Here is a 21017-nt window from a genome sequence, read left to right on the forward strand (position 1 = left end):
GGAAGTGTTAACATCGCTTCCAAAACCGTTTTTCCTGGCGACCATAGCCGTTTGGAACCACCTGAACCCATCCCGAACTCAGAAGTGAAACAAACGTACGCCGATGATAGTGTGGGGCTTCCCCATGTCAAAGTAGGGCATCGCCAGGGCTTTTTTCCTAAAGCGGCTTCACGCCGCTTTTTTTTCGCTGAATCGTTGCTTTTTGGTCATTAATTTTCTTAGATCTGTTTACATTTCATTTCACAGTTGCAAATTCGCAAAAAAAAGCAAGTCAAAAACCCATGATTTTTGAGAAGCGCGGTGTACTTTACATGCTAGTAAATAAGTAATGCTGTAACTCACAGAAAAATCGTGGGTGTTGGCCAATTTGAGTAGAATTTGAAAGAAAGCTCTAACTGTTTTAAAACGGATTATTTTTATTCATATTGCAAATATCGATCGCAACAACGAATGAATTATTTTAGAATGAATCAAGGGTTGTTTACAATTCGCTAGCTTGGCCAAGATAGTAGAATTGTAAACAGACCCTTAGTGTTTTGAAGGAATTAGACATGTTAGTTCGTTGTATTAAGGAATTTATTGAACATTTAAACAAGTGTTCAACACGGGCGGAGTTTGATCAAAAATTTCTGAATGAGTTGAGCGAAAAGTTTGCTTCAATCGACGATGATGAATGCTTGAGTGAAGACCAGGTTCAATATGTCTTAAATGGGTTTGCAAACCGATGGCAATCCATTAGTGATACGGCTGAGGACTATACTTTCTATCCTGGCGGAAATAATGTACCTTGGGTTCAGCTTGCCAAAGCATTCGCCAGTGAAACAGGGCGTACGTATCTACAAATACTCATGCCAACTGTGGTTAACGTCCTTGACCCAAATAATTTTAGTCGACTTACGGACTGCGTTGAGTTGCGTGGTTTTTATTGTAGCGATGATAAGAAGATCTTATACCGAATAAGAGGTTTATTTGAACATCTGCAAAATGGTCATGTTTTTTCAACGCGCACAAATTTTAAAAGCCATACATTATCTCCGTTGTCATTACATGAATTAATGAGAATCCGTGCCAAAAGAGGCGATGGATTGCAATTTGAGTTATCCGCTAACGTTTATCAGAATTTTTGGGACTATCTTGAGCGAACGATTATGCCCACTTGGCAAGACCGTGGAGAATGTCCCAGACATTTATTACCAGGTCTTGTGGAATTAATTGAAACTTTCTTTGCTGACAAGAGCGAAAACTTGTCAGTATTTCGTAAGCAATTGTTGCAATGGATGAACTATTTGCAAACGTCTCCTATTGATGATGTCAACTGGTTGTATGGGCAATGCATTTCTATTGCTGGCGAAAACATTTATTTAGTTAATATTTTTTTGGATTGTTTACAAGAAAATAAGTCAACATTGCACAATAAAATAATTGGCTTGGCTCGTTGGCTTTGTCAGCATGATGCCTCTCTCATTGTTCAGCGCAGTGAATTGGATGGCTTGTATGAAGAACTTGCTGTTGGGGCTTCATTCAATGTGGCCAAAATGCAAGAATTACTTGCAACGCTTATTCGGGTTTCTCCTAAATTACATACAAAACTCCTTGATCTTCAGACGCAATTAAATGAATCAACTGTGATTTCCCCCCAAATGATTGTTTCCTTACGGGCGATTTATAGTTTACGGTGGAGCCAAGTAGGTGGAAGAGAAATGGATTACACGCGAATCCAAGGGAGTAAAAATGCTCCTTGGATTGTGTTGGCACAGTATTTGGCTGGTGCAGGTTATATTGAGAAAAATTATTATAAATTTTTAATGCCGACTCTAGAACACGATACTGATCCAGTGCGTTTGGAATGTTTAACAACGTTTCCTTTATCTCACTATATCTTATCCGAAGATAGCAACCGTTTAATTTTGCTAGATAATTGCGTGGCCAGATATCGCATACAAGGGACTTTTTATAAGATTAATGAAACTGCGGCAGAGCCTCTGACTTTGGTTGAAGAAGAGCGTATTGCGTATGCTAATCCGCGATTTCATAAATATAGCGAGATTATTCATCGTCAGGCAAGTGAGCTGGATCCGCCTATTTCTTTAACAACGATACTTGCTATAAAAAGTCTTGTCGATGGGAGCCTTTATCCAAACGGATTATTATATGGATATGACTATGATAAAGCACAAATGGCTATGGCCGAGAAAGCTTATGGTATTTTTGCTCAATTTCTAGATCAATTACCTAGAAATGAACGACAAAGACTAGATAGGCAACATATCGTTTTTGATGGGAGAAGATTAACTTTTGCCCAAGTATTACGTGAAGTTCAGCAGGATGAATGCATTGCTGTTTATGGGCAATATCTTGCTCAGTTGGTTATGGATTATGCTCCATATCTAAGGTTTCGAGAGGAGATAGAAAGGCGGGTTGATGTAGAAGGGATGCGTATTAATTCCAGGAAAAAGATTTTACGTAGTTATGAGACTCTGAATGAAACAGAAGCTTTGATGCGTATTATGATCATTTTTAAATCATTGCTTACCCGTGATTTTTATTTTTGGCCATTACATGGAGTCTTGATATCAGAATTCGGGACTCTGAAAACGGTTCCTTCAGAAGTTGGAAAAATTGTTTCAGTAGTTATGCCAATGATTAAATCGGGTGATTTTTCCTCCGCTACTTTCGTGTATGCTGAGATGATGGAGTCAGTTATTAAGCCAGCATTGAAAGATAGAAGCTGGGGAACCTGGATGACTCGCACTAATGATACGCAAGAATGGCTGGCATCGATTGCTGATCAAACATTATATTTAAAGAAAAGTGCGTGGTTTGACTCCAAGCTTCTATTGGTGGCGTTATTTCCTTTAACACAATGTCGTTCATTTACCTGTCCTGCACTGGAAATTTTTCTGGATAAATTGGTTCGAATCTATCTGAGTTCTGAGAATCGGGCTGTGAAAGAAATATATATTAATATTCAATTTGAACAATTTTTAACAAATTTAGATGTTCGCACGCGTGCTCGAATTCTAAAGACGTTGCAACGATTCAATCCTAATCACGTGGATGATGATAAATTTAATGAGGCGTGTACCAATCAGCTTATCCATCGCTTGGCTATAATAGGAACAAAGATGTTTTTGCCATCTCAGATTGGTTTTTTTAATCATCGCACTGGATGCCATGCGTCAACCTATGAAATGATAAGAGATGATCTGCAAAAAAGAATAGCTGGACATACTCATTCATTGGGAGAAGTGATAAAAAGATTGCAAGCAGAACTGGCCGGTGAAGCCACAGTTATATCTAGTGGAATGACACGTTATTTGCGGTCTATGATAAGCACGTTCACGTTGCCATCTCATTCTGATTCCGAACTGTCACTGAGTGCTTCTGTTTGTTCTAGATAATGTTTTTGTTAATTTTTTGTATATAAAACTTTATAGGTGGGAAGTCTTTTGCATGCCAATTTAATAGCATGAGAGACAGAATTCCAGCAATTAATCCCCAAAATGCTGCTCCTATGCCGTATAAAGAAATGCCTGAAGCAGAAATAAGAATGGTGATAAGGGCAGGCTCACGTTGTGATTCTTCCTCCAGTGCTGCTTTTAGACTATTGCCGATGGTTGTAAGTAGGGCAAGGCCGGCGATCGTTAAAACAAGCTCTTGCGGAAAAGCAGCAAACAGGGTAACAACAGTCGCGCCAAATAAGCCTATCACTAACCAGCACAGTCCTGCAAAGACAGTCGCTTTATAGCGGTTGGCAGGATTATTGTCTGCTTCTTTTCCCATACAGATTGCTGCGGTAATAGCAGCCAGATTAATCGCATAACATCCGAAAGGAGCCAGAAGGAGGGTGATTATCCCTATCCAGGTGATTAATGATGAAACTGGCGGTTCATAGTGATTGGCTTTTAGTACAGCGATACCAGGAATGTTTTGTGAAGTCATGGTAACGATAAACAGGGGCATGCCGATGCTGATAAGCGTTGAAAGAGAAAATGCTGGGGTCGTTAAGATTGGGGCAGAGAAAGCAAAGTGAAAATGAGTTAAGTGGAATAGACCCTTTGTCCAGGCAATGGCAACTCCTAATATTAGAATCAATAAGATGACGTAACGGGGAAATAAACGTTTTCCTATTAAATAAGCGATAAACAAGGTGCACACAAGAGAAAATTGATGTTGCATGGATATAAAGACATTCATGCCAAAATGAAGAAGTATGCCTGCCAACATAGCCGAAGTGAGTGAACGCGGTATATGGGACATTATTTTTTCAAATAAACCCGTAAATCCTGAGATAATCGTTAATAAGGCTGAAAAAATAAAGGCGCCAATGGCTTCGGGCATGGAAACGCCGGATAAGCTGGTAATCAGTAATGCAGCCCCGGGGGTAGACCAGCCTGTCAAAACAGGTAAACGGTAACGAAACGATAATCCAATGCAGGTGACAGCGATACTAAGGCTCAGTGCAAGAAGCCATGAACTTATTTCGGCTTCTGTTGCTCCGGCCGTTGCTGCGGCTTGAAAAACGAGTACTGCTGAGCTGGTAAAACCAACCATAACGCCAACAAAACCTGCCGTCATGTTAGACGGTGAAAAGTATTTAAACATGGGGAGACTAGGTTGCAAATTGTTTGCTGATTTTAACATAATTATCATAACGGTCACGCGTTATTATACCTGTCTTAACGGCGGTAAAGAGTGCGCAACCTGGAGTATTCAGGTGGTCACAATTTCGAAATTTGCATGATGCTATATAAGGCCTAAATTCTCGGTACCCTTTAGCGATATCGGTTGCTGGCATGTGCCATAAGCCAAATTCACGCACGCCGGGTGAGTCAATTAATGCACCACCTGTTGGTAATTCATAGAAACAGGAATTACTGGTTGTATGACGCCCTAGCTCACTGATGATGGAAATATCACTGGTTTGTATATTGGATTCAAAGGGTAAAAGTTTTGCAATTAAGGATGATTTTCCGACTCCAGATTGTCCTACAAAAACACTGGTTTCATCATGAAGTGTTTTCTGCAGTTCCTGATAGCTGTCCTTGCATTCTGGGGAAGTAAATAAGATGGAATATCCCAAGGGTTGATATTGTTGTTGCAAGCGCTCTGCCAAGTTTGTACAGGGTAAATCGACTTTGTTTAATATAATGCATGTTTTTAAATTTAAATATTCAGCCATAACAAGATAGCTATCCAATAATGACCAGGAAATTTGCGGTTTTGGGGCAACCACCACCATGATTTGGGTAATATTGACGGCAATTGGTTTGATAATCCCTCGTTTATCAGGACGTCCAAGCACGCTATTTCTCGGATAACGGCTGACAACAACGCCTTGTGCCTCACCTTCTGGTAGCCATACGACACGATCTCCTGCAACCAGAGAATCAATGGCGGGTCGGATTGAACAATGAATACATACTCCCTCATCATTTTTAATGAGGGCATGGGAACCAAAACGAGTAATAACCAATCCATCGGCGGTTGTTTTATTATCTTCTAGCGTCTGCCGATAGGATGTTTGTTTTTTCTCGATACGGGTTGATTGTTGTTTACTGACTCGACGTTTACTCATGGTTTATTATATACCCATAAATACGATTGGAAACATCTTCATGAAAGTCTATTTGGTAGGTGGGGCAGTGCGCGATCAATTGTTGGGACTCCCGATTAAAGAACGCGATTGGGTTGTTGTTGGTGCAACCCCAGATGAATTAATCCATCAAGGTTATCAACAGGTTGGCCGTGACTTCCCAGTCTTTCTTCATCCTAAAACCGGAGAAGAATATGCATTAGCTCGTACGGAGCGTAAACGTGCGCCTGGCTATTATGGATTTACTTGTGTTTACGATATTAATGTTACACTGGAAGAAGATTTGGCTCGTCGAGATTTAACCATGAATGCCATGGCTATGGATGCACAGGGACAATTGATTGACCCATACCATGGCCAAAAAGATTTAAAAGACAAGATATTACGTCATGTATCACCGGCATTTGTGGAAGATCCTGTGAGGGTCCTAAGAGTTGCACGTTTTGCGGCACGATTTCATCATTTGGGTTTTAGGCTTGCTGATGAAACTCAAACACTGATGTATTCCATGGTTAAAAATGGGGAGTTGGACCATTTGGTTGCTGAGCGTGTTTGGCAGGAGTGGCAACGCAGTTTGCAAGAGAAAAATCCTGATGTATTCATTACTATCCTTCGCTCTTGCGGGGCTTTACGGGTCATATTACCTGAATTAGATGTTTTATTTGGTATTCCCAATTGGCGCCGGTATCATGCGGAAGTGGACAGTGGAGTGCACTCATTATTAGTATTGCGTGCTGCCGCTTCTTTAAGTCAGGATCCCGAAATTCGATTTGCGGCTTTAATGCATGATTTAGGGAAAGGCAGTACCCCAATGACCAGTTGGCCGGCGCAATATGGACATGAAAAACGTGGTCAGGAGATAATTAAGGCTTTATGCCAACGTTTACGAGTTCCGGCGGATTACCGCAAATTTGCGGTGATGGTTTGTCGCCATCATTTAAATATCCATCGTTTCGCTAAGTTGCGGGCGAATACGATTGTGGCTATTCTTGAACGTACAGACGCGTTTCGACGGCCACAATTATTTCAAAAATTATTAATCGTGTGTGAAGCGGATGCTAAAGGAAAAGGTAAGGAATCATCTGAATACCCCGAAGCCGCACGCTGGCAAGAAGTGTTGACCGAATGTACAAAAATTGAGGCTAAATCTCTTATAGCCGAAGGATATCGAGGAGACGCAATTAAATCCGTATTACACGAACGCCGAGTAAATCGGGTAAAATTAATGCTTAATGGTAAAGCATGAGTAGCGGCTGTTCAGCAGAACTGCTTTTTAAAATGGTTTCTTGTTAATGTTGGAAAAACGATGAAAAACAATCAAAATCTCATTTGGATTGATTTGGAAATGACCGGGCTTGACCCTGAGCGGGATCGCATTATTGAGATAGCAACCGTTGTGACGGATGCCCATTTGAATGTGCTTGCGGAAGGGCCAGTTTTGGCGGTGCATCAAGAGGAAGCGCTTCTTGCCAGCATGGATGATTGGAATACCCGCCAGCATCATCAATCTGGTTTGGTGAAACGAGTACGGGACAGTGAAGTTTCCGAGGCCCAAGCAGAAGAACTGACGTTAACATTTCTCAGTCAATACCTTGATCAGGGGCAGTCGCCGATGTGTGGTAACAGCATCTGTCAAGATCGCCGCTTTTTATACAAATACATGCCAAAACTTGCAGCATTTTTTCATTATCGTAATCTGGATGTAAGTACGTTGAAAGAATTGGCTGCACGCTGGCATCCGAAAATTTTAAGCGGTGTGACCAAACAATCCAAGCATTTGGCTCTGGAAGATATTAAAGATTCCATTGCTGAATTGGCTTATTATCGTCAGCATTTCATGCAAATACCTAGCGAGTCGACGTAGGAGATAGAACGTGGTTATAAGAGAGCAATTGGTACTGCCAAATGGCGCAGATAGATTATTACTTCACTCCTGTTGTGCTCCTTGTTCGGGAGAAGTCATGGAGGCATTACTGTTTTCTGAAATTAATTTTGCTATTTTTTTCTATAATCCCAATATTCATCCAGTGCAAGAATATGAAATAAGAAAACAGGAAAATATTGATTTTGCGCAAAAAAATAATATCCCTTTTATTGATGCAGATTATGATAAAGACAACTGGTTTGAACGGGTTAAAGGGTTGGAATGGGAGCCAGAGCGAGGTAAACGATGTACTGTTTGTTTCGACATGCGTTTTGAACGCACAGCCTTGTATGCCTATGAACATGGCTTTCCAGTGATAAGCAGCTCTCTTGGTATTTCACGTTGGAAGGATATAAATCAAATTAATGACTCTGGTATTCGTGCAGCGAATCGTTATCCTAATCTTGAATATTGGACGTATAACTGGCGAAAAAATGGTGGTGCAGCACGGATGTATGAAATTGCCAAACGAGAGAATTTTTATAAACAGGAATATTGCGGCTGTGTTTATTCTTTACGCGATACAAATGCCTGGCGCAAGAAAAATGATCGCTGCCGCATTAAAATTGGCATAAATTATTATGGTGATGAAGAATCCACACCAACTGCACCACCTGATAATAAGGCAGTCGATCAATTGAACAAAACTGAGTGACAAGGGGTTTCAATGGTTGTTTTTCATCAACATGAAGAGGAACATCAACATAAGGCGCCGACATTCAATGCGGCTTTTATTATTTCAATTGTTGCAAATGGTTTTTTTGTTGTGGCCCAAATTGTTTTTGCTTATCTTACTCATTCAACGAGTTTGCTTGCTGACGCCATACACAATCTTGGTGATGTTTTGAGTCTGATCTTGGCCTGGATTGCCAATAATCTGTTAAAACGTCTGCCGACACAACAGTCGACTTATGGGATGAAAAAAACAACCATCCTTGCCTCGCTGGCTAATGGTGTATTACTTATTTTTACTTGTGGCATTATTGCCACTGAAGCGATGTATAAATTTTTTTCACCCTCAGAGATTCAAGCCATAGGCGTCATGATCGTTGCTGGAATAGGAATTTTAATCAATGGTGCAACGGCGGCTTTATTTTTAAGAGGGACAGATGATTTGAATATTCGCGCCGCTTTTTTACATTTATTATATGATGCTCTTGTTTCGCTGGGTGTTGTTTTATCGGCAGCGCTTCTCTATTGGACCGGTTGGGTTTGGCTTGATCCTCTTGTTGGATTATTGATTGCCGTCATTATTATTAAGGGGACTTGGTCTTTATTTAGTGACAGTTTTCGTTTAATCATTGACGGTGTCCCGCGCGGAATTTCTATCGTCAGAGTCCGACAGCTACTAAAAAGTCAGGAAGGTGTAGAAGATGTCCATGATTTGCATGTGTGGGCATTAAGTACACAAGAAAATGCGTTATCCGTTCATTTGTGGATGCCAGATAAACCTCTTAGTGATGTTGCGCGTCAAATGCTTAGTAAAAAACTGCGTGATGAATATAATATCCATCATACTACCTTTCAAGTCGAGCGCTCAGAACACTACTGTGATGATGCCTGTACTTCCTATCTTTAAAAATGCATCATCATATTTTGATTTAGGTGTTGCATAATCCATATAGAGGCTCCTACCAATCTATCAAGTACCACCTTTTTATTCAATATTTCAAAAGCTTATAATTTCCTTATCCATAACTGACGTTATTATAGGTTACTTAGCGCTTGTAATTAATTCTGCTAAAGTTGCGCATCTTTTTGACTGAACTGAGACCTTAAGATTGCTGTGTTGCTAAGAGCAACCCATGGCGATAAGCAATACAAGCGCCATGTTCATCGTTTAAATGCTCAAGTAATTTGCCTAGCTCTGCATAGGCCGTCGGTGTGGCGCTTAGTGCAATGCTATTTTCTAAATACGTCTTGGCTTTACCCCATAAGCTTTTCATCTGGCTTAAGCGCCCAAGACATAGAAATAAAGCCGCTGAATGGGGTTGCTCCCTAAGCAAAGATTCAGCGAAATCTAACTGGGCAAGATCATGCTTAATTTGACCGTAAAGTGTGATTAACTCTTCATTAAATTGTTTACTAAGACAGCGTCGCAATAAAGATTCTGCTGGTGAATATTTTTGGTTTTCTATTAAAGAGCGGCAATACAACGCTACTAATTCAGGATCATGTTTTAATGATTTTGGCAAGGAGGAGAATTGTTCCTCAAGTGTTTGTAACTGATTTTGCTTTATCATGTCGGACATGGCTTGCAAATAGGCATATTGTTGCAAGCGCTTATAAGCATCTCCCGATACGATATGGTTACTTTTCAATTCCGGCAACAAATTGATTAATTGCGACCAGTCTCGGACCTCCTTATAAAGGTGCATTAATAATTTCAAGACATAAGGATGTTGTGGTGCTAACGTTTGTAAATGCTTGAGTGTTGCCAAGGCTTGTTCCCATTGGCGGTTGGCGAGTTGTAATTGCGCCTGAGTTAATTCGACGGCTATTTTGGCTTCTGGCATGGATTGTTGTGCTTGACGCAGATAGTCATCACGAAGTTTATTATCCCCCATCTCTTGAGCGGCACGTGCCGCTGTTAGGTAGTTTAACAGTGGCGTATCAGCATCGGGCAATGCTTTAATTAAATGATTTTTTGCCTGTAGCCAGTAACCTTCACTAAATTCTATTAAACCCTGGCGAGTTTTCATTTGAGCCTTTTGCGCACGATGCTTGGCCAGCCAGTTTTTCCAAGAAGCGGGAACATGCAAGATCCAATTTAATAAGGCAACGAGCAGATAAAATAAAAAAAAGAAAAGAATCAAGCCAATAACCGCCACCCACAGCGTTGTTTCCAGGGTCCATTGATTCATAGCGATGAGTACATAACCTGGATCTTGCTGTAACTGAAGACCCAACCAAACAGAAGCCAGCAACAATATAAAGATAAATAAAACGCGAATCATTATGAATTTTCTCCTTTCAGAGCAGGCTCATCCGTTTTTGAATCATTTGATTCGATGAGCTGATTAAGCAATGATAAGGATTGTTCAATGGTCGGTTTTTTTTGCACAAGAGAGGTTTGCTGCATGGTTTGTAATTGCGTGATGAGCGCCTCGGTCATGGGAGCAGTGGTTTGAAAAGAATTTTGAATGTTTTTGAGTGCTTGGTTTAATGCGATTTTGTAGATGGTTTCGTTGTTTTGCAGAACAGCCCATTGTGCTTCTTGTAAATTTAAACGGATATTTTCACGAAGCATTGCCTCTTGAGTCGGGGTCAGTAGTGGTTGTATGGTTTCGTCCTGACGACGAATCACCACGAGTTTTTCTAATAAGCTGACACTTTCTTTTAAGCGTTCTCTCCAGGCAGAAGGTGTCGTATTGTTTGGGGTGTTATTCTGTTTTTCCTCTGGAGGCATAACAGACTTTTTAATGGGGATGTTATTTACCAAATTTTGAGCAGCATCAAGTTGGCTCAATAACCCTGCCATATCAATCTCAGGAACAGATTGTGTCTCGGTGATTTCTTTTGCTATGGCTTGCCTGACAGTAAATAGACGATGATCATGGGTCAAAGCAAGGAGTTTATCGGCTTGTTGCAAGAGCGCGACGGTGGTTTGTATGTTATTACTCCAGTGTGCATTAATTTGCGCTAAATGAAGGTAATAACGGGCTTTCAGAAGCGTCCAGTCTTTCGTTTGATAAAAGCGTTGCTGCGCCATGGATTGAAGATTTTTTTCAAGCGTTGCCAGTCTGTCTTTTAGCACCTGTTGTGTTTGATTCAGTGTTTTTATGGTGGCTTGAATTTGGTGAACATTTTCTGTTTGCTGTTGCTTGATTGTATCCAGCATGGTTATGAAAGAGTCTCTCTGCTGTCTTTCTTCCTGATGCATCTGCACATTTGAATATATGGCATATAAAGCGCTGCCAATCGCGATCAAAGCCAGGAGAATGGTTACTGTCAGCAAAAAGATTGCTCTTGATGAACTGCGCTGATGTGATGTTTTTACATCTTCTGGTTTAGCTTCGTTTGAAGTTAATTGAGTGTTAGCTTCATTGCTGGTATCCATGAATTAATCCTTGGTTGTCTTTAGAGTGTTCATAAAGGCATAGAGTGAATTTAAAATGTTGTTATAGCTGCTGGTTATAATATGTTTTATACCAAGTGAGGAGGCTGTTTCAGCCAATCGTTCACTAATAACCAGGCAGGGTTTATTGCAAAGCCATATACGACCTTCTTCGCCCAATAAGGTAAATAGGTTATAAATTGCTTGCTGGCTTGTAAACAGTATAATATTCACAGAGTTATTGTGCCATAGAGAATTCATCTCAGGTTTTGTGTAGGTCGGCAATCTGCGATGGTAGACGATAAGTTCAATTAAATGAGCAGCCCGTGAACGTAATGTGTCGGTAATCAGCGTTCTTCCTCCTTTGCCTTTAACGAGTATAATTGTTTGATCACGCACGTGCTGAAATACTTCTAATTTCACCAGATGTTCGCTATTGGAAACCACCGGCATATGATCAACACGTATGTGCCATTGAGCCAATGCTAAGGCAGTTGCCTCACCTATAGCTGTAATTTGTATGTGTTCAGACCAGGGAATCTGTTGCTGTGCCAGCTGACTGAAAAAATACTTAGCGGCGTTAGGACTAATAAATACAGCGTGTTCTAGATAACTTGGCTCCGGCATGGCGCTTAACCAAGTCTCCGTTGGTTCGATTTCTAATACAGGTAATTCAACGCAACACCCTCCGGCTGCGGCAATCGTTTGGCTTAATAATGTATTTTGTTCTTTAGGGCGAGTGTTAAGCAGGCAAAGTCCTTTTAAATGGTTCGAATAGGTATTCATGATATCGAAGAACCATTTATAAGTTCTGATGCGCCATCACGTATTAGAGAACGTGCGCAATTGTCAGCTAAAATAACAGCATCTTGCTGATGCCCTCGTTGGCTATTACTGATTACTGCATGACCATCTACGCTGGATACTTTCGCGTGCAGTATTAATTGAGCGTTTGGTGCAGGTTTGCAAAAAATAGCCAGTGAAGTATGACAATTACCACCGAGATGGGCATTCACGCGCCGTTCGGTATTTACACAAAGAGCAGAAATAGGATCGTTTAAGGGTGCCAGTAGTGTTTGCAATGCTTTATCATCGGTGCGGCATTCAATGCCTAACGCTCCTTGACCACAGGCAGGTAACATGACTTCCTCCTTCATGATTTCTTTAATAAATGCTTTCATGTCCATACGTTCAAGCCCTGCTGCGGCAAGAATAATAGCATCGTACTCACCAGAACGCATTTTTTCTATGCGAGTCTGGATATTTCCTCGTAAAGGTTTAATGCATAAATCAGGGCGAAGGGCCAGTAATTGAGATTGACGGCGCAAGCTTGATGTTCCAATCATTGCCCCAGATGGCAGTGCATTTAGATTTTCATAGGATTCACTGAGCAGGGCATCCAGGGCAATATGGCGATGGCAAATAGCAGCAATCGATAGTCCCTCTGGAAATGTTGCAGGAACGTCTTTCATGGAATGCACAGCCAAATCGGCCCGTTTGTCAAGCAATGCTTCTTCTAATTCTTTTACAAATAGACCTTTGCCGCCGATATCTAATAATTTATCTTTGAAAAATTTATCGCCGGATGTTTGCATAGGTAACAATTCAATCTGCAAAGTAGGCCAATGTCGCCTTAATAATTCACTCACATGGTTAGCTTGCCACAGAGCAAGCGGGCTTTTACGAGTTGCTATTTTGAGTATTGGTGAGGACATGAATTACGGTATACTGGTTAAAGATTTTCATGATAGCATAATTTTGATCATTCTTTAGGGGGCTGTTGGCAATAGTATGCTTTGCATAAGGAATAAGCTGAACAGAAATGGATATAATAAAAATTATAAAATATCTTGATCAATCCTTACAACGCCATATGTCTAGTTCGGCGCACCAGCTTGTGTTTGTTGGTATGCTTGTTTTCTTGGGTTTTCCTTTACTTTATGTATGGTCGATATGGTATCCTCAGCTATACGAATCGTTTGAGTTACGATTAGTTGGTAGCGTTCTTGGCTTAGGATTAATGATATCGCCTTATTGGCCAAGAAGTGCTAGACACTATATTCACTGGTATTGGTTTCTAACACTTCTGTATGTTTTACCCTTTTTTTTCACCTATTTTTTTTTAATGAATCGCGCCAGTGATGTGTCCTCGATGTTGTTATTATGCAGCGTATTTTTATTGGTGCTGCTTGTGGATTTATTTAGCCTTTGTTTACTGCTAGTTATTGGTTTTGGCCTGGCTTTCCTGTGCTATTATTTTACTTCTTCAGAATTTTATTTTACCCAAGAGCATGCAGAAGTGGGTGTATTAGTGCTATTTTTTATGATTGCCGGATCAACCGTTAATTATAAAACGGTAGTGCTACAACGACAACGCATGGCTGGAATAGCCGCGGCAGCAGGAATGATCGCACACGAATTGCGTACACCATTGCTGGGTATTACAAGTGGCGCCCAGGCATTAAAAGCATTCATGCCAAGGTTATTTGAAGGCTATTCTCTAGCTAAAGAACAAGGTTTATTGTCTTCGCCCATCCGAGAAAATCGCATACAGCAGTTGACTGGGGTCAGTGAACGTATCATTAGGGAAATCAATTATGCGAATACCATTATTGATATGTTATTAATCAAGGCAGGACGTGATAATTCCCTGCAAAATTGTCCTATGGAGCTGTGTTCAATGGCGGAGTGTCTGCATGAAGCAATTGACCGGTATCCTTTTCGTTCCGCTCAAGCACGGGCGTTGGTAAGTTGGTGTGGTGATTTTCAATTTATAGGTTCAAAATTATTGATGGAGCATGTTCTATTTAATCTTTTGAAAAATGCTCTGTATGTTATTGCTATGTATGAACGTGGAGAGATTGTAATCTGGACAGAAAACAGTGATAAATTCAATTATCTATACGTTAAGGATACCGCCAAAGGCATGACGAAACAGCAGTTATCGCACTTGTTTGACCATTTTTATACTACAACGTTCATGGGGACAGGGATAGGTTTGTCTTTTTGTAAATTAGTAATGAATCGTTTTGGTGGTGATATTTATTGTGACGCTCAGGAAGGAGTGTATACAAAATTTACTTTAACTTTCCCTATTGTTTGAATATAGTATAAAGGAATTCAATCAGTAATTTTGCGTCTGCTCAGGAGGAGCTATGCAACATTTTTCAATTCCTACCTGTTACTTTCCAAGTACAGCTGTGTTTCTCGACGATAGTCGTGATTTTTTGCTGAATTTTGTCTTGCAGTTAGATGAAGGCGTTGCCTATAGGATTTTTGATAATCCTAACAAAGCATTAGATTATATTCATAACAAGCATTGTGGATTGGAGTTATTGAATCAAGATTGTTTAAGTGAATATTCTGAATCCAAGCATCTTGATTTAATTAAGCATACGCTGGATATGGATTTGGCTGCGATTCATGCGGAAGTATATAATCCACATCGATTCTCTGAAATTTCTGTCGTGGTTGTTGATTATGCTATGCCGGGAATGAATGGATTAGAGTTTTGTCGGCGAATAGAAAATAATAATGTCAAAAAAATTCTCTTAAGTGGCCAGGCTGATGAGCAATTAGCGATTGAAGCATTTAATGAAGGTTTAATCCATCGTTATATTAAAAAGAGCGATATCAATGCCACGGAGCTTATCACTAAGAGTATTTACGAATTGCAATTTCAGTATTTTCAAGCCATGTCAGATACAATTGAGCGGATGTTATCCCTCATGCCTCCTCGTTGTTTGCAGGATAAAAATTTTGTTCATTTTTTCCTGAAGTTTATTGAGGAGAAAGGTATCATTGAATATTATCTGGCGGATAACTCTGGCAGTTTTTTTATGCTTGACGATGATGCTAATATCAGTTTTCTTCTTGTTAAGAATGAAGAAGAAATGCACGCTTATTATGATTTGGCTTTAGCACACGGCGCAAGTGAATCTATTCTCGAACAATTAGCAAGCGGTCATAAGATGCCAGGATTGTGGCATGCGAGTGTATTATCTTCTCAGATCACAGATTGGGCATCGTGTCTCGTGCCCGCTAAAAAATTGGTTTGTAATGATACCTATTATTATGCTCATCTGCAGGGCAATACGCTTTTTAATATTCGTCAGCAAAAAATTCTTTCTTATCACCGTTACTTGGAAGAACTAGATGCAGAAGAATTGTTGATGGGTTAAAAGCATTTGGCCTATCCTAAAAAAAACCATGAGAATGACTACGTGCGAGCTTTGGTGCTTGGTCAATGGTTGTAACGGCGCTTAGCAGTAGTGACAAGGGCACCTTAAAATGTGTAGAAGAAGGAACAATGATGTCAGCATGCTTTTGAGAGGGATTGATGCGATGGTCGTTTGCAGGTTTTAGCTTTTCTTCATATTCTCGCAATAATGAGTCGAGCGTTACTGATTGCGATCGCGGAGCGGTCAAATGGTTACATAAGCAGCTGTCTTTGTCTTCAGACATGAATACCTTGATATTCAATGCATTGCGAAGAGCAGCATCTTCAAATAAAAATTGACCTACGACAATGACAATACCTTCTGCCTCTCGGATAGCAGCAAGAAGTCTGTCTATGTCTAGCTGAAGATCGGCTTTATAGAAAGATTCTTCTTCAATCAGTATAACAGGAGTTTTATCGGCAATTGCTTTCTCTAATAACATCGCCAACTGTTTTGTTCGTGATCCAAAAGGTCCGCAAATGCCTGCTATGCGCATATAATGATCCAATTTTGCAAATTTAGATCATTATATAGCAGGTTTAAAAATTGGCAAGGGAATCATTTGCATGAATAGTTAAAGGGCTTTTTCTGGAAATGAAGATAACTTCTCGGTATGATTTTTTTAATCACTTAACATTAGGACATTTTAATGCGTAACGTCATTTTTGTCAGCGCGATTTTACTACCCATAGCATTACATGCTGAAAGTGATTTCTATCGCCAACAAATTCAACAGCGAATCAGTCCAATTGGCAAGGTTAGGATTCAAAAGGAGGAGAATTTAACGACAAAAACCGTGTCTGATAACGAAAAAAAGCAAGTCAAAAAAGTGCCAGGGCAGGAAATCTATGAAAAATATTGCAGTGTTTGTCACCGCACTGGTCTGGCAGGAGCACCAAAATTTCGTGTTGAGGCGGATTGGAAATCAAGACTTGATAAACAAGGGATAGAAGGATTGATGGCGACCGCTATTAAAGGATTGAATGCAATGCCGCCGAAAGGAACTTGTGTAGAATGCAGTGAGGCAGACATTAAAACAACGATAGAATATATGGTACCGCAATCATGACCAAACGTAACTACCGAAGTATTCAAGCGACTTTGCTTTTATTAACAGTTGTAGTCGTAGGCTCCTCATTTTATTTTCAATATGTTGTGGGTTTGCAACCTTGCCCCTTATGTTTAATGCAACGGCTGTGTGCTTTTTTATTAGGTATGTTTTGTCTGATGGGGATGTGTTTGTCGACCTTGAAACGAGGGAGACTTGTTGCTCTCTTGCAAATGTTTTTTGCAGCAGGCGGGTTATTTTTTGCCACACGACAGTTATGGTTACAGTCATTACCAGCAGAACAAACACCGGCTTGCTTGCCTGGTCTTGAGGTATTGATTCGCTATTTTCCCTGGCAAGATGTGGCGCATGCGCTTTTTTGGGGGTCGGGAGATTGTGCCGAGGTTTCGTGGCGATGGCTTGGACTATCTATGCCTGCGTGGGCCGCCTTATATTTTTTTGTCATGTTTATTGCTTGCGCTGGTTTATACCGGTGGCTGGGCCGAACATTGCGACAGCTAAGAACATGGTGACACTCGTTGCTATGAAAAGCGGCTGGTAAAGATTTTTCTTCTTGGTTATGATCACTTTTTTGGCAATTCTGAGCAATAATGAATACATTTCGTTGTGAAGTTGTTTACCGCCATAAATATACAGCAGCACGTGTAACCAGAGTGATAACGCCTCATGGGGAATTTATAACGCCAGTCTTCATGCCGGTGGGTACGCGGGCAGGGGTAAATAATATGATGCCTTCAGAATTAATTGCTGCAGGCAGTCAAATCATCTTAGGTGGTAATACTTATCACATGTTATGTGCTCCAGGCATGGCGATTATCGAGCAAGCGGGGGGGATGCACCCTTTTATGGGTTGGAATGGCCCTATGTTAACGGATAGTGGTGGGTTTCAGGTATTTAGTCTTTCGAAAAACGAAGAAATTTGTACGATTGATGAAATAGGCGCACACTTTACCTTGCCTGGTTCTCAGCGCACTATTCATATGACACCCGAAATGTCATTGCAGACTCAAAAAATTATTGGTGCTGATATTATTATGGCCTTTGATCAGTGCACGCCTGATCATTGCTCACTTGCAGAGACACGTCAAATCATGGGTCGTACGCATCGATGGCTCAGGCAATCAGTCGCCTATCATCAGCAGCATCCTGTTTCACAGTATGGCGCCCACCAGGCCTTGTTTGGCATCGTACAGGGCGGAATTTACAGAGAGTTACGTCGTGAGAGTGCTGATTTTGTAGCATCGATGAAAACCGATGGTTTTGCTATCGGAGGGGAAACCATTGGCTTTGATATGGAAAAAACAGTAGAGATAATCCGTTGGATAAAAGAGTTTTTACCAGAGAACAAGCCACGCTATACTATGGGGGTAGGGATGTCACCTCAGGACTTACTCGATGTGGTAGCAGAAGGCATCGATATGTTTGATTGTGTTGCACCTACGCGTAATGCTCGTCATGGAGCATTATACTGTGGTGAAGTGGTAAAAACAGGAAATTGGTTGACGTTTGTCAGTGAACATCAAAACGCGCGCATCCAAATTAAAAAATCATGTTATGCGGATGATTTGTCGCCGGTCATGGCCAGTTGTTCATGCTATACTTGCAGACACTATTCCCGAGCCTACTTACACCATCTAGTTAAACAAAAGGCAAATTTGTTTACGGCCTTAGCCAGCATTCATAATGTTCATGTTTTACAAGATGTATGTGCTAAAATGCGCGCCATAATCACAGAGAATTGCTTATAACCTACGGTTATTGTTCATCCAATAACCGTATTCTTAAGATATTTTTAACTGGAGAACTCATGATCTTAATTCACACCACAAAAGGTGATATTCGCTTGCAACTGGATGAAGAAAATACTCCGGAGACTGCGGCGAATTTTCTTAAATACGTTCGCAAGGGTTTTTATAATAATACCATTTTTCATCGTGTTATTGACGGGTTTATGATTCAAGGGGGTGGTTTGACTGTGGACATGGAAACAAAAACAGCGGATGCCCCAATTAAAAATGAAGCTAAGATGGCCAAACCAAACAAGCGCGGCACGATCGCCATGGCAAGAACCATGGAGCCACACTCTGCGACTTCCCAATTTTTTATAAATGTCGTGGATAACTCTTTTTTAAATTATGGCGGTGAGCAAGCTCAAAGTTATGGGTATTGTGTATTTGGTGACGTCGTGGATGGTATGGATGTGGTGGATGCTATCGCAAAAGTAAAAACTGGACGCCGTAAGGGCCATAGCGACGTGCCGGAAGAAGACATTCTAATTAAAGAAATTTTTGAAATAGAATCATAACCGTTTATATGATCATTGTGCATAAAAATAACAGCTATAATCTAAGAGAGCTTCCTTGATTCGAAAACAGTTTTGAACCAGGAAAACATTAGAAGATGGCTGTAGTTGATTACTGTGCGTGCAACCCACGCTACTATTTTTGCGATTCATTGTTTTTCAGGGAAGAGAATTGACTATAGTACATGATTAGCATGAATTACCTAGGAGAATAGGAGGGAACCATGATAAAAATTATCGTCTCCATGGTGCTGATTTTTTTTAGCCTAAGTGCCTGGTCGGAAAAAATTGTTGTGCATGGGAAGCCGGTAGAATTACAGCAACATCTGGGTTTTTTTACCTTTCCAGACACCTATACTCATTATCGGCAAGGTTATCATTTTGTAACGTTTACCGGCGCTGATCGGGTGTGTTACATCCAGGAAAAACCTGAATTGGTTTCACTGGATATGGTTAGAATTGTCATTGAAGAAGAGGGTAAAAAAATAAACTGGAATTGCTATAAATTCGATCCTCGCTTTTTTGAAGTTGATTTTTAGTACAATGGTATGCAAACGCATAGCCATCTTTTAGGAGGAATGGCTATGCAAGTGTATGTTTAAGCTGCATGATATGCTGGTAAGCCTCTTCTATACGTTGTTCAGATATTTCTCCTGTGGCTATTTTTTTCATCACAATATCAATTAATTCTGCTGGCTCCTGTGGTTTTTCACTTAATTGATTGCCAAAGATAAGCATATCTGCTCCAGCATTAATGGCCATGGTTAGTGCTTGTTCCAATTCATAATTATCGGTAATGGCTTTCATTTGCATGTCGTCGGTAATGATGACACCGTCAAATTGTAATTGGTGACGTAATAATCCAGTCAAAACAGCATAGGAAAGTGTGGCCGGCACTCCTGATAAGTCTAGTTTACGATTTACAAGATGAGCGGCCATGACCATACCACAATGATGAGTTTGAGCAAATTGTTCTTGATAAGGAATTAATTCTTGTTCGTGCCAGGTATCTGTAACGTCAACAAAACCAAGGTGGGAGTCTCCTTCAGAGCTTCCATGGCCGGGGAAATGTTTATAAGCACATTGGATTCCTTGTTCCAGAAATTGCATAGAAAATAAATGTGCATAAGCCGCAACGGTATATGGATTTGGTGAGAAACTACGTTCGAGTTTTCCAATAATAGGGTTTTCTGGATTGATGTCTAAATCTAAAATTGGTGAAAAATTTAAGTTAAATCCTGATGATTTTAATGTATTCGTCATTGTTTGAGCGATTGTTTTAGCCTGATCCTTTGACATTTGACCCACTGTTTTGGCTGAATACGTTTCAGGAAAACCATATTCCTTTCTTAAACGATTCACTTTCCCACCTTCGTAATCGACAGATATTAGCAAAGGGACATCATCGCGAAGATGAGAAAGATTGGCTTTTTTTACGATCTTTTGTAAGGATTGATTTAAGGCTTGCACTTGCGCCGGGCTTTCTATGTTTTTATCAAACTGTTTTGTCTTAGGGTTATAATCAAATAAGATGACCCCGCCAATATTATTTTCTTCAATGGCTTTTATGATAGGAGCGTCAGCCTCAATGGTTTTACCTTCAAAACCTATAATGAACATTTGGCCTATTTTATCTTTTAAACTTACGGTGGTGCTAAAAGACAAACTGCTTGTTATAGAGAGAATGAGTAATAGAATTTTTTTTAAATGATTCATGCTTCAGTATTTTTATAATTTTAAAGGACAACAATTATACAATAAAATATAATTTTGATCAAAAATGAACAGAAGTCATCTATGATTTATTGGATAAGGTGCGGAATAGGAATAATGTTTATTTATTGATAAA

Annotated in this window: 20 protein-coding genes and 1 rRNA gene; 13 read left to right on the forward strand and 8 right to left on the reverse strand. The window is 40.3% G+C overall.

Annotated elements, in window-relative coordinates; translation table 11 throughout:
• Positions 1–33 precede the first annotated feature (33 nt).
• Positions 34–149, forward strand: a 5S ribosomal RNA gene (rrf, locus tag E1O52_RS08400).
• A gap of 402 nt (positions 150–551) precedes the next feature.
• Positions 552–3401, forward strand: a complete 2850-nt coding sequence (locus E1O52_RS08405) for a hypothetical protein (protein ID WP_133128271.1) — start codon at positions 552–554, stop codon at positions 3399–3401.
• Here the strand turns inward: E1O52_RS08405 and E1O52_RS08410 are convergent.
• Entirely contained in the window at positions 3394–4605 is a 1212-nt protein-coding gene (locus E1O52_RS08410) for a benzoate/H(+) symporter BenE family transporter (protein ID WP_133128272.1), read from the reverse strand. The genes E1O52_RS08405 and E1O52_RS08410 overlap by 8 nt on opposite strands.
• A 7-nt stretch (positions 4606–4612) precedes the next feature.
• Positions 4613–5578, reverse strand: a complete 966-nt coding sequence (rsgA, locus tag E1O52_RS08415) for a small ribosomal subunit biogenesis GTPase RsgA (protein WP_133128273.1) — start codon at positions 5576–5578, stop codon at positions 4613–4615.
• A gap of 40 nt (positions 5579–5618) precedes the next feature.
• On the opposite strand from rsgA, the gene E1O52_RS08420 reads away from it, so the two are divergent.
• The 4 genes from E1O52_RS08420 to E1O52_RS08435 are packed head-to-tail and all read left to right on the forward strand — an operon-like array spanning position 5619 to position 9099.
• On the forward strand, positions 5619–6842 hold the full coding sequence (locus E1O52_RS08420) for a multifunctional CCA addition/repair protein (protein ID WP_133128274.1): 1224 nt from the start codon (positions 5619–5621) through the stop codon (positions 6840–6842).
• Between the two features lie 60 nt (positions 6843–6902).
• Positions 6903–7460 (forward strand): oligoribonuclease, encoded by a 558-nt coding sequence (orn, locus tag E1O52_RS08425; protein ID WP_133128275.1) that lies wholly within the window; start codon positions 6903–6905, stop codon positions 7458–7460.
• A gap of 10 nt (positions 7461–7470) precedes the next feature.
• The gene (locus tag E1O52_RS08430; RefSeq protein ID WP_133128276.1) at positions 7471–8175 is read left to right on the forward strand and encodes an epoxyqueuosine reductase QueH; all 705 of its coding nucleotides are present in this window, start codon (positions 7471–7473) and stop codon (positions 8173–8175) included.
• 12 nt (positions 8176–8187) lie between these two features.
• Positions 8188–9099 (forward strand): cation diffusion facilitator family transporter, encoded by a 912-nt coding sequence (locus E1O52_RS08435; RefSeq protein WP_133128277.1) that lies wholly within the window; start codon positions 8188–8190, stop codon positions 9097–9099.
• Between the two features lie 196 nt (positions 9100–9295).
• Here the strand turns inward: E1O52_RS08435 and E1O52_RS08440 are convergent, their stop codons facing one another.
• The 4 genes from E1O52_RS08440 to hemC are packed head-to-tail and all read right to left on the reverse strand — an operon-like array spanning position 9296 to position 13292.
• The gene (locus E1O52_RS08440; protein ID WP_133128278.1) at positions 9296–10477 is read right to left on the reverse strand and encodes a heme biosynthesis HemY N-terminal domain-containing protein; all 1182 of its coding nucleotides are present in this window, start codon (positions 10475–10477) and stop codon (positions 9296–9298) included.
• Positions 10477–11580 (reverse strand): uroporphyrinogen-III C-methyltransferase, encoded by a 1104-nt coding sequence (locus tag E1O52_RS08445; protein WP_133128279.1) that lies wholly within the window; start codon positions 11578–11580, stop codon positions 10477–10479. Before E1O52_RS08445 ends, E1O52_RS08440 begins: the two co-directional genes overlap by 1 nt.
• 3 nt (positions 11581–11583) lie before the next feature.
• Positions 11584–12363: a uroporphyrinogen-III synthase gene (locus E1O52_RS08450; protein WP_133128280.1), complete on the reverse strand. Its 780-nt coding sequence runs from the start codon at positions 12361–12363 to the stop codon at positions 11584–11586.
• A complete protein-coding gene (gene hemC / locus E1O52_RS08455) occupies positions 12360–13292 on the reverse strand; it encodes a hydroxymethylbilane synthase (RefSeq protein ID WP_133128281.1) in 933 nt (310 codons plus the stop codon). Before hemC ends, E1O52_RS08450 begins: the two co-directional genes overlap by 4 nt.
• Before the next feature lie 107 nt (positions 13293–13399).
• Here hemC and E1O52_RS08460 point away from each other — a divergent pair, with 107 nt between their 5' ends.
• Positions 13400–14680 carry a sensor histidine kinase gene (locus E1O52_RS08460; protein WP_133128282.1) on the forward strand — a complete coding sequence of 427 codons (1281 nt, stop codon included), beginning with the start codon at positions 13400–13402 and terminating at the stop codon, positions 14678–14680.
• 52 nt (positions 14681–14732) lie between these two features.
• Positions 14733–15758, forward strand: a complete 1026-nt coding sequence (locus E1O52_RS08465) for a response regulator (protein ID WP_133128283.1) — start codon at positions 14733–14735, stop codon at positions 15756–15758.
• A 16-nt stretch (positions 15759–15774) separates the two neighbouring features.
• Here the strand turns inward: E1O52_RS08465 and E1O52_RS08470 are convergent, their stop codons facing one another.
• Complete coding sequence (locus tag E1O52_RS08470) at positions 15775–16293, reverse strand: nucleoside/nucleotide kinase family protein (RefSeq protein WP_133128284.1); 519 nt, start codon at positions 16291–16293, stop codon at positions 15775–15777.
• 153 nt (positions 16294–16446) lie between these two features.
• Here E1O52_RS08470 and E1O52_RS08475 point away from each other — a divergent pair, with 153 nt between their 5' ends.
• The 5 genes from E1O52_RS08475 to E1O52_RS08495 all read left to right on the forward strand — a co-directional run bounded on the left by E1O52_RS08475 (position 16447) and on the right by E1O52_RS08495 (position 19707).
• Complete coding sequence (locus E1O52_RS08475) at positions 16447–16866, forward strand: c-type cytochrome (protein ID WP_133128285.1); 420 nt, start codon at positions 16447–16449, stop codon at positions 16864–16866.
• Complete coding sequence (locus tag E1O52_RS08480) at positions 16863–17378, forward strand: disulfide bond formation protein B (protein WP_133128286.1); 516 nt, start codon at positions 16863–16865, stop codon at positions 17376–17378. Before E1O52_RS08475 ends, E1O52_RS08480 begins: the two co-directional genes overlap by 4 nt.
• Before the next feature lie 78 nt (positions 17379–17456).
• Positions 17457–18614, forward strand: coding sequence for a tRNA guanosine(34) transglycosylase Tgt (tgt, locus tag E1O52_RS08485; protein ID WP_133128287.1), 1158 nt, complete (start codon positions 17457–17459; stop codon positions 18612–18614).
• 59 nt (positions 18615–18673) lie between these two features.
• Positions 18674–19171, forward strand: coding sequence for a peptidylprolyl isomerase (locus tag E1O52_RS08490; RefSeq protein ID WP_133128288.1), 498 nt, complete (start codon positions 18674–18676; stop codon positions 19169–19171).
• Positions 19172–19392: 221 nt separating this feature from the next.
• Positions 19393–19707, forward strand: a complete 315-nt coding sequence (locus tag E1O52_RS08495; protein WP_133128289.1) for a hypothetical protein — start codon at positions 19393–19395, stop codon at positions 19705–19707.
• A 43-nt stretch (positions 19708–19750) separates the two neighbouring features.
• Here the strand turns inward: E1O52_RS08495 and E1O52_RS08500 are convergent, their stop codons facing one another.
• Positions 19751–20884 (reverse strand): glycoside hydrolase family 3 protein, encoded by a 1134-nt coding sequence (locus E1O52_RS08500; RefSeq protein WP_133128290.1) that lies wholly within the window; start codon positions 20882–20884, stop codon positions 19751–19753.
• Positions 20885–21017: the final 133 nt, after the last annotated feature.

The sequence above is a fragment of the Legionella nagasakiensis genome (genome assembly GCF_900639915.1).
Taxonomy (GTDB): Bacteria; Pseudomonadota; Gammaproteobacteria; order Legionellales; family Legionellaceae; genus Legionella_A; species Legionella_A nagasakiensis.

Bases quoted from the DNA above. Each gene is read 5' to 3' on its own strand.
- E1O52_RS08405 (WP_133128271.1), top strand. From the start codon at position 552: ATGTTAGTTCGTTGTATTAAGGAATTTATTGAACATTTAAACAAGTGT.
- E1O52_RS08410 (WP_133128272.1), bottom strand. From the start codon at position 4,605: ATGTTTAAATACTTTTCACCGTCTAACATGACGGCAGGTTTTGTTGGC.
- rsgA (WP_133128273.1), bottom strand. From the start codon at position 5,578: ATGAGTAAACGTCGAGTCAGTAAACAACAATCAACCCGTATCGAGAAA.
- E1O52_RS08420 (WP_133128274.1), top strand. From the start codon at position 5,619: ATGAAAGTCTATTTGGTAGGTGGGGCAGTGCGCGATCAATTGTTGGGA.
- orn (WP_133128275.1), top strand. From the start codon at position 6,903: ATGAAAAACAATCAAAATCTCATTTGGATTGATTTGGAAATGACCGGG.
- E1O52_RS08435 (WP_133128277.1), top strand. From the start codon at position 8,188: ATGGTTGTTTTTCATCAACATGAAGAGGAACATCAACATAAGGCGCCG.
- E1O52_RS08440 (WP_133128278.1), bottom strand. From the start codon at position 10,477: ATGATTCGCGTTTTATTTATCTTTATATTGTTGCTGGCTTCTGTTTGG.
- E1O52_RS08445 (WP_133128279.1), bottom strand. From the start codon at position 11,580: ATGGATACCAGCAATGAAGCTAACACTCAATTAACTTCAAACGAAGCT.
- E1O52_RS08450 (WP_133128280.1), bottom strand. From the start codon at position 12,363: ATGAATACCTATTCGAACCATTTAAAAGGACTTTGCCTGCTTAACACT.
- hemC (WP_133128281.1), bottom strand. From the start codon at position 13,292: ATGTCCTCACCAATACTCAAAATAGCAACTCGTAAAAGCCCGCTTGCT.
- E1O52_RS08460 (WP_133128282.1), top strand. From the start codon at position 13,400: ATGGATATAATAAAAATTATAAAATATCTTGATCAATCCTTACAACGC.
- E1O52_RS08465 (WP_133128283.1), top strand. From the start codon at position 14,733: ATGCAACATTTTTCAATTCCTACCTGTTACTTTCCAAGTACAGCTGTG.
- E1O52_RS08470 (WP_133128284.1), bottom strand. From the start codon at position 16,293: ATGCGCATAGCAGGCATTTGCGGACCTTTTGGATCACGAACAAAACAG.
- E1O52_RS08475 (WP_133128285.1), top strand. From the start codon at position 16,447: ATGCGTAACGTCATTTTTGTCAGCGCGATTTTACTACCCATAGCATTA.
- E1O52_RS08480 (WP_133128286.1), top strand. From the start codon at position 16,863: ATGACCAAACGTAACTACCGAAGTATTCAAGCGACTTTGCTTTTATTA.
- tgt (WP_133128287.1), top strand. From the start codon at position 17,457: ATGAATACATTTCGTTGTGAAGTTGTTTACCGCCATAAATATACAGCA.
- E1O52_RS08490 (WP_133128288.1), top strand. From the start codon at position 18,674: ATGATCTTAATTCACACCACAAAAGGTGATATTCGCTTGCAACTGGAT.
- E1O52_RS08495 (WP_133128289.1), top strand. From the start codon at position 19,393: ATGATAAAAATTATCGTCTCCATGGTGCTGATTTTTTTTAGCCTAAGT.
- E1O52_RS08500 (WP_133128290.1), bottom strand. From the start codon at position 20,884: ATGAATCATTTAAAAAAAATTCTATTACTCATTCTCTCTATAACAAGC.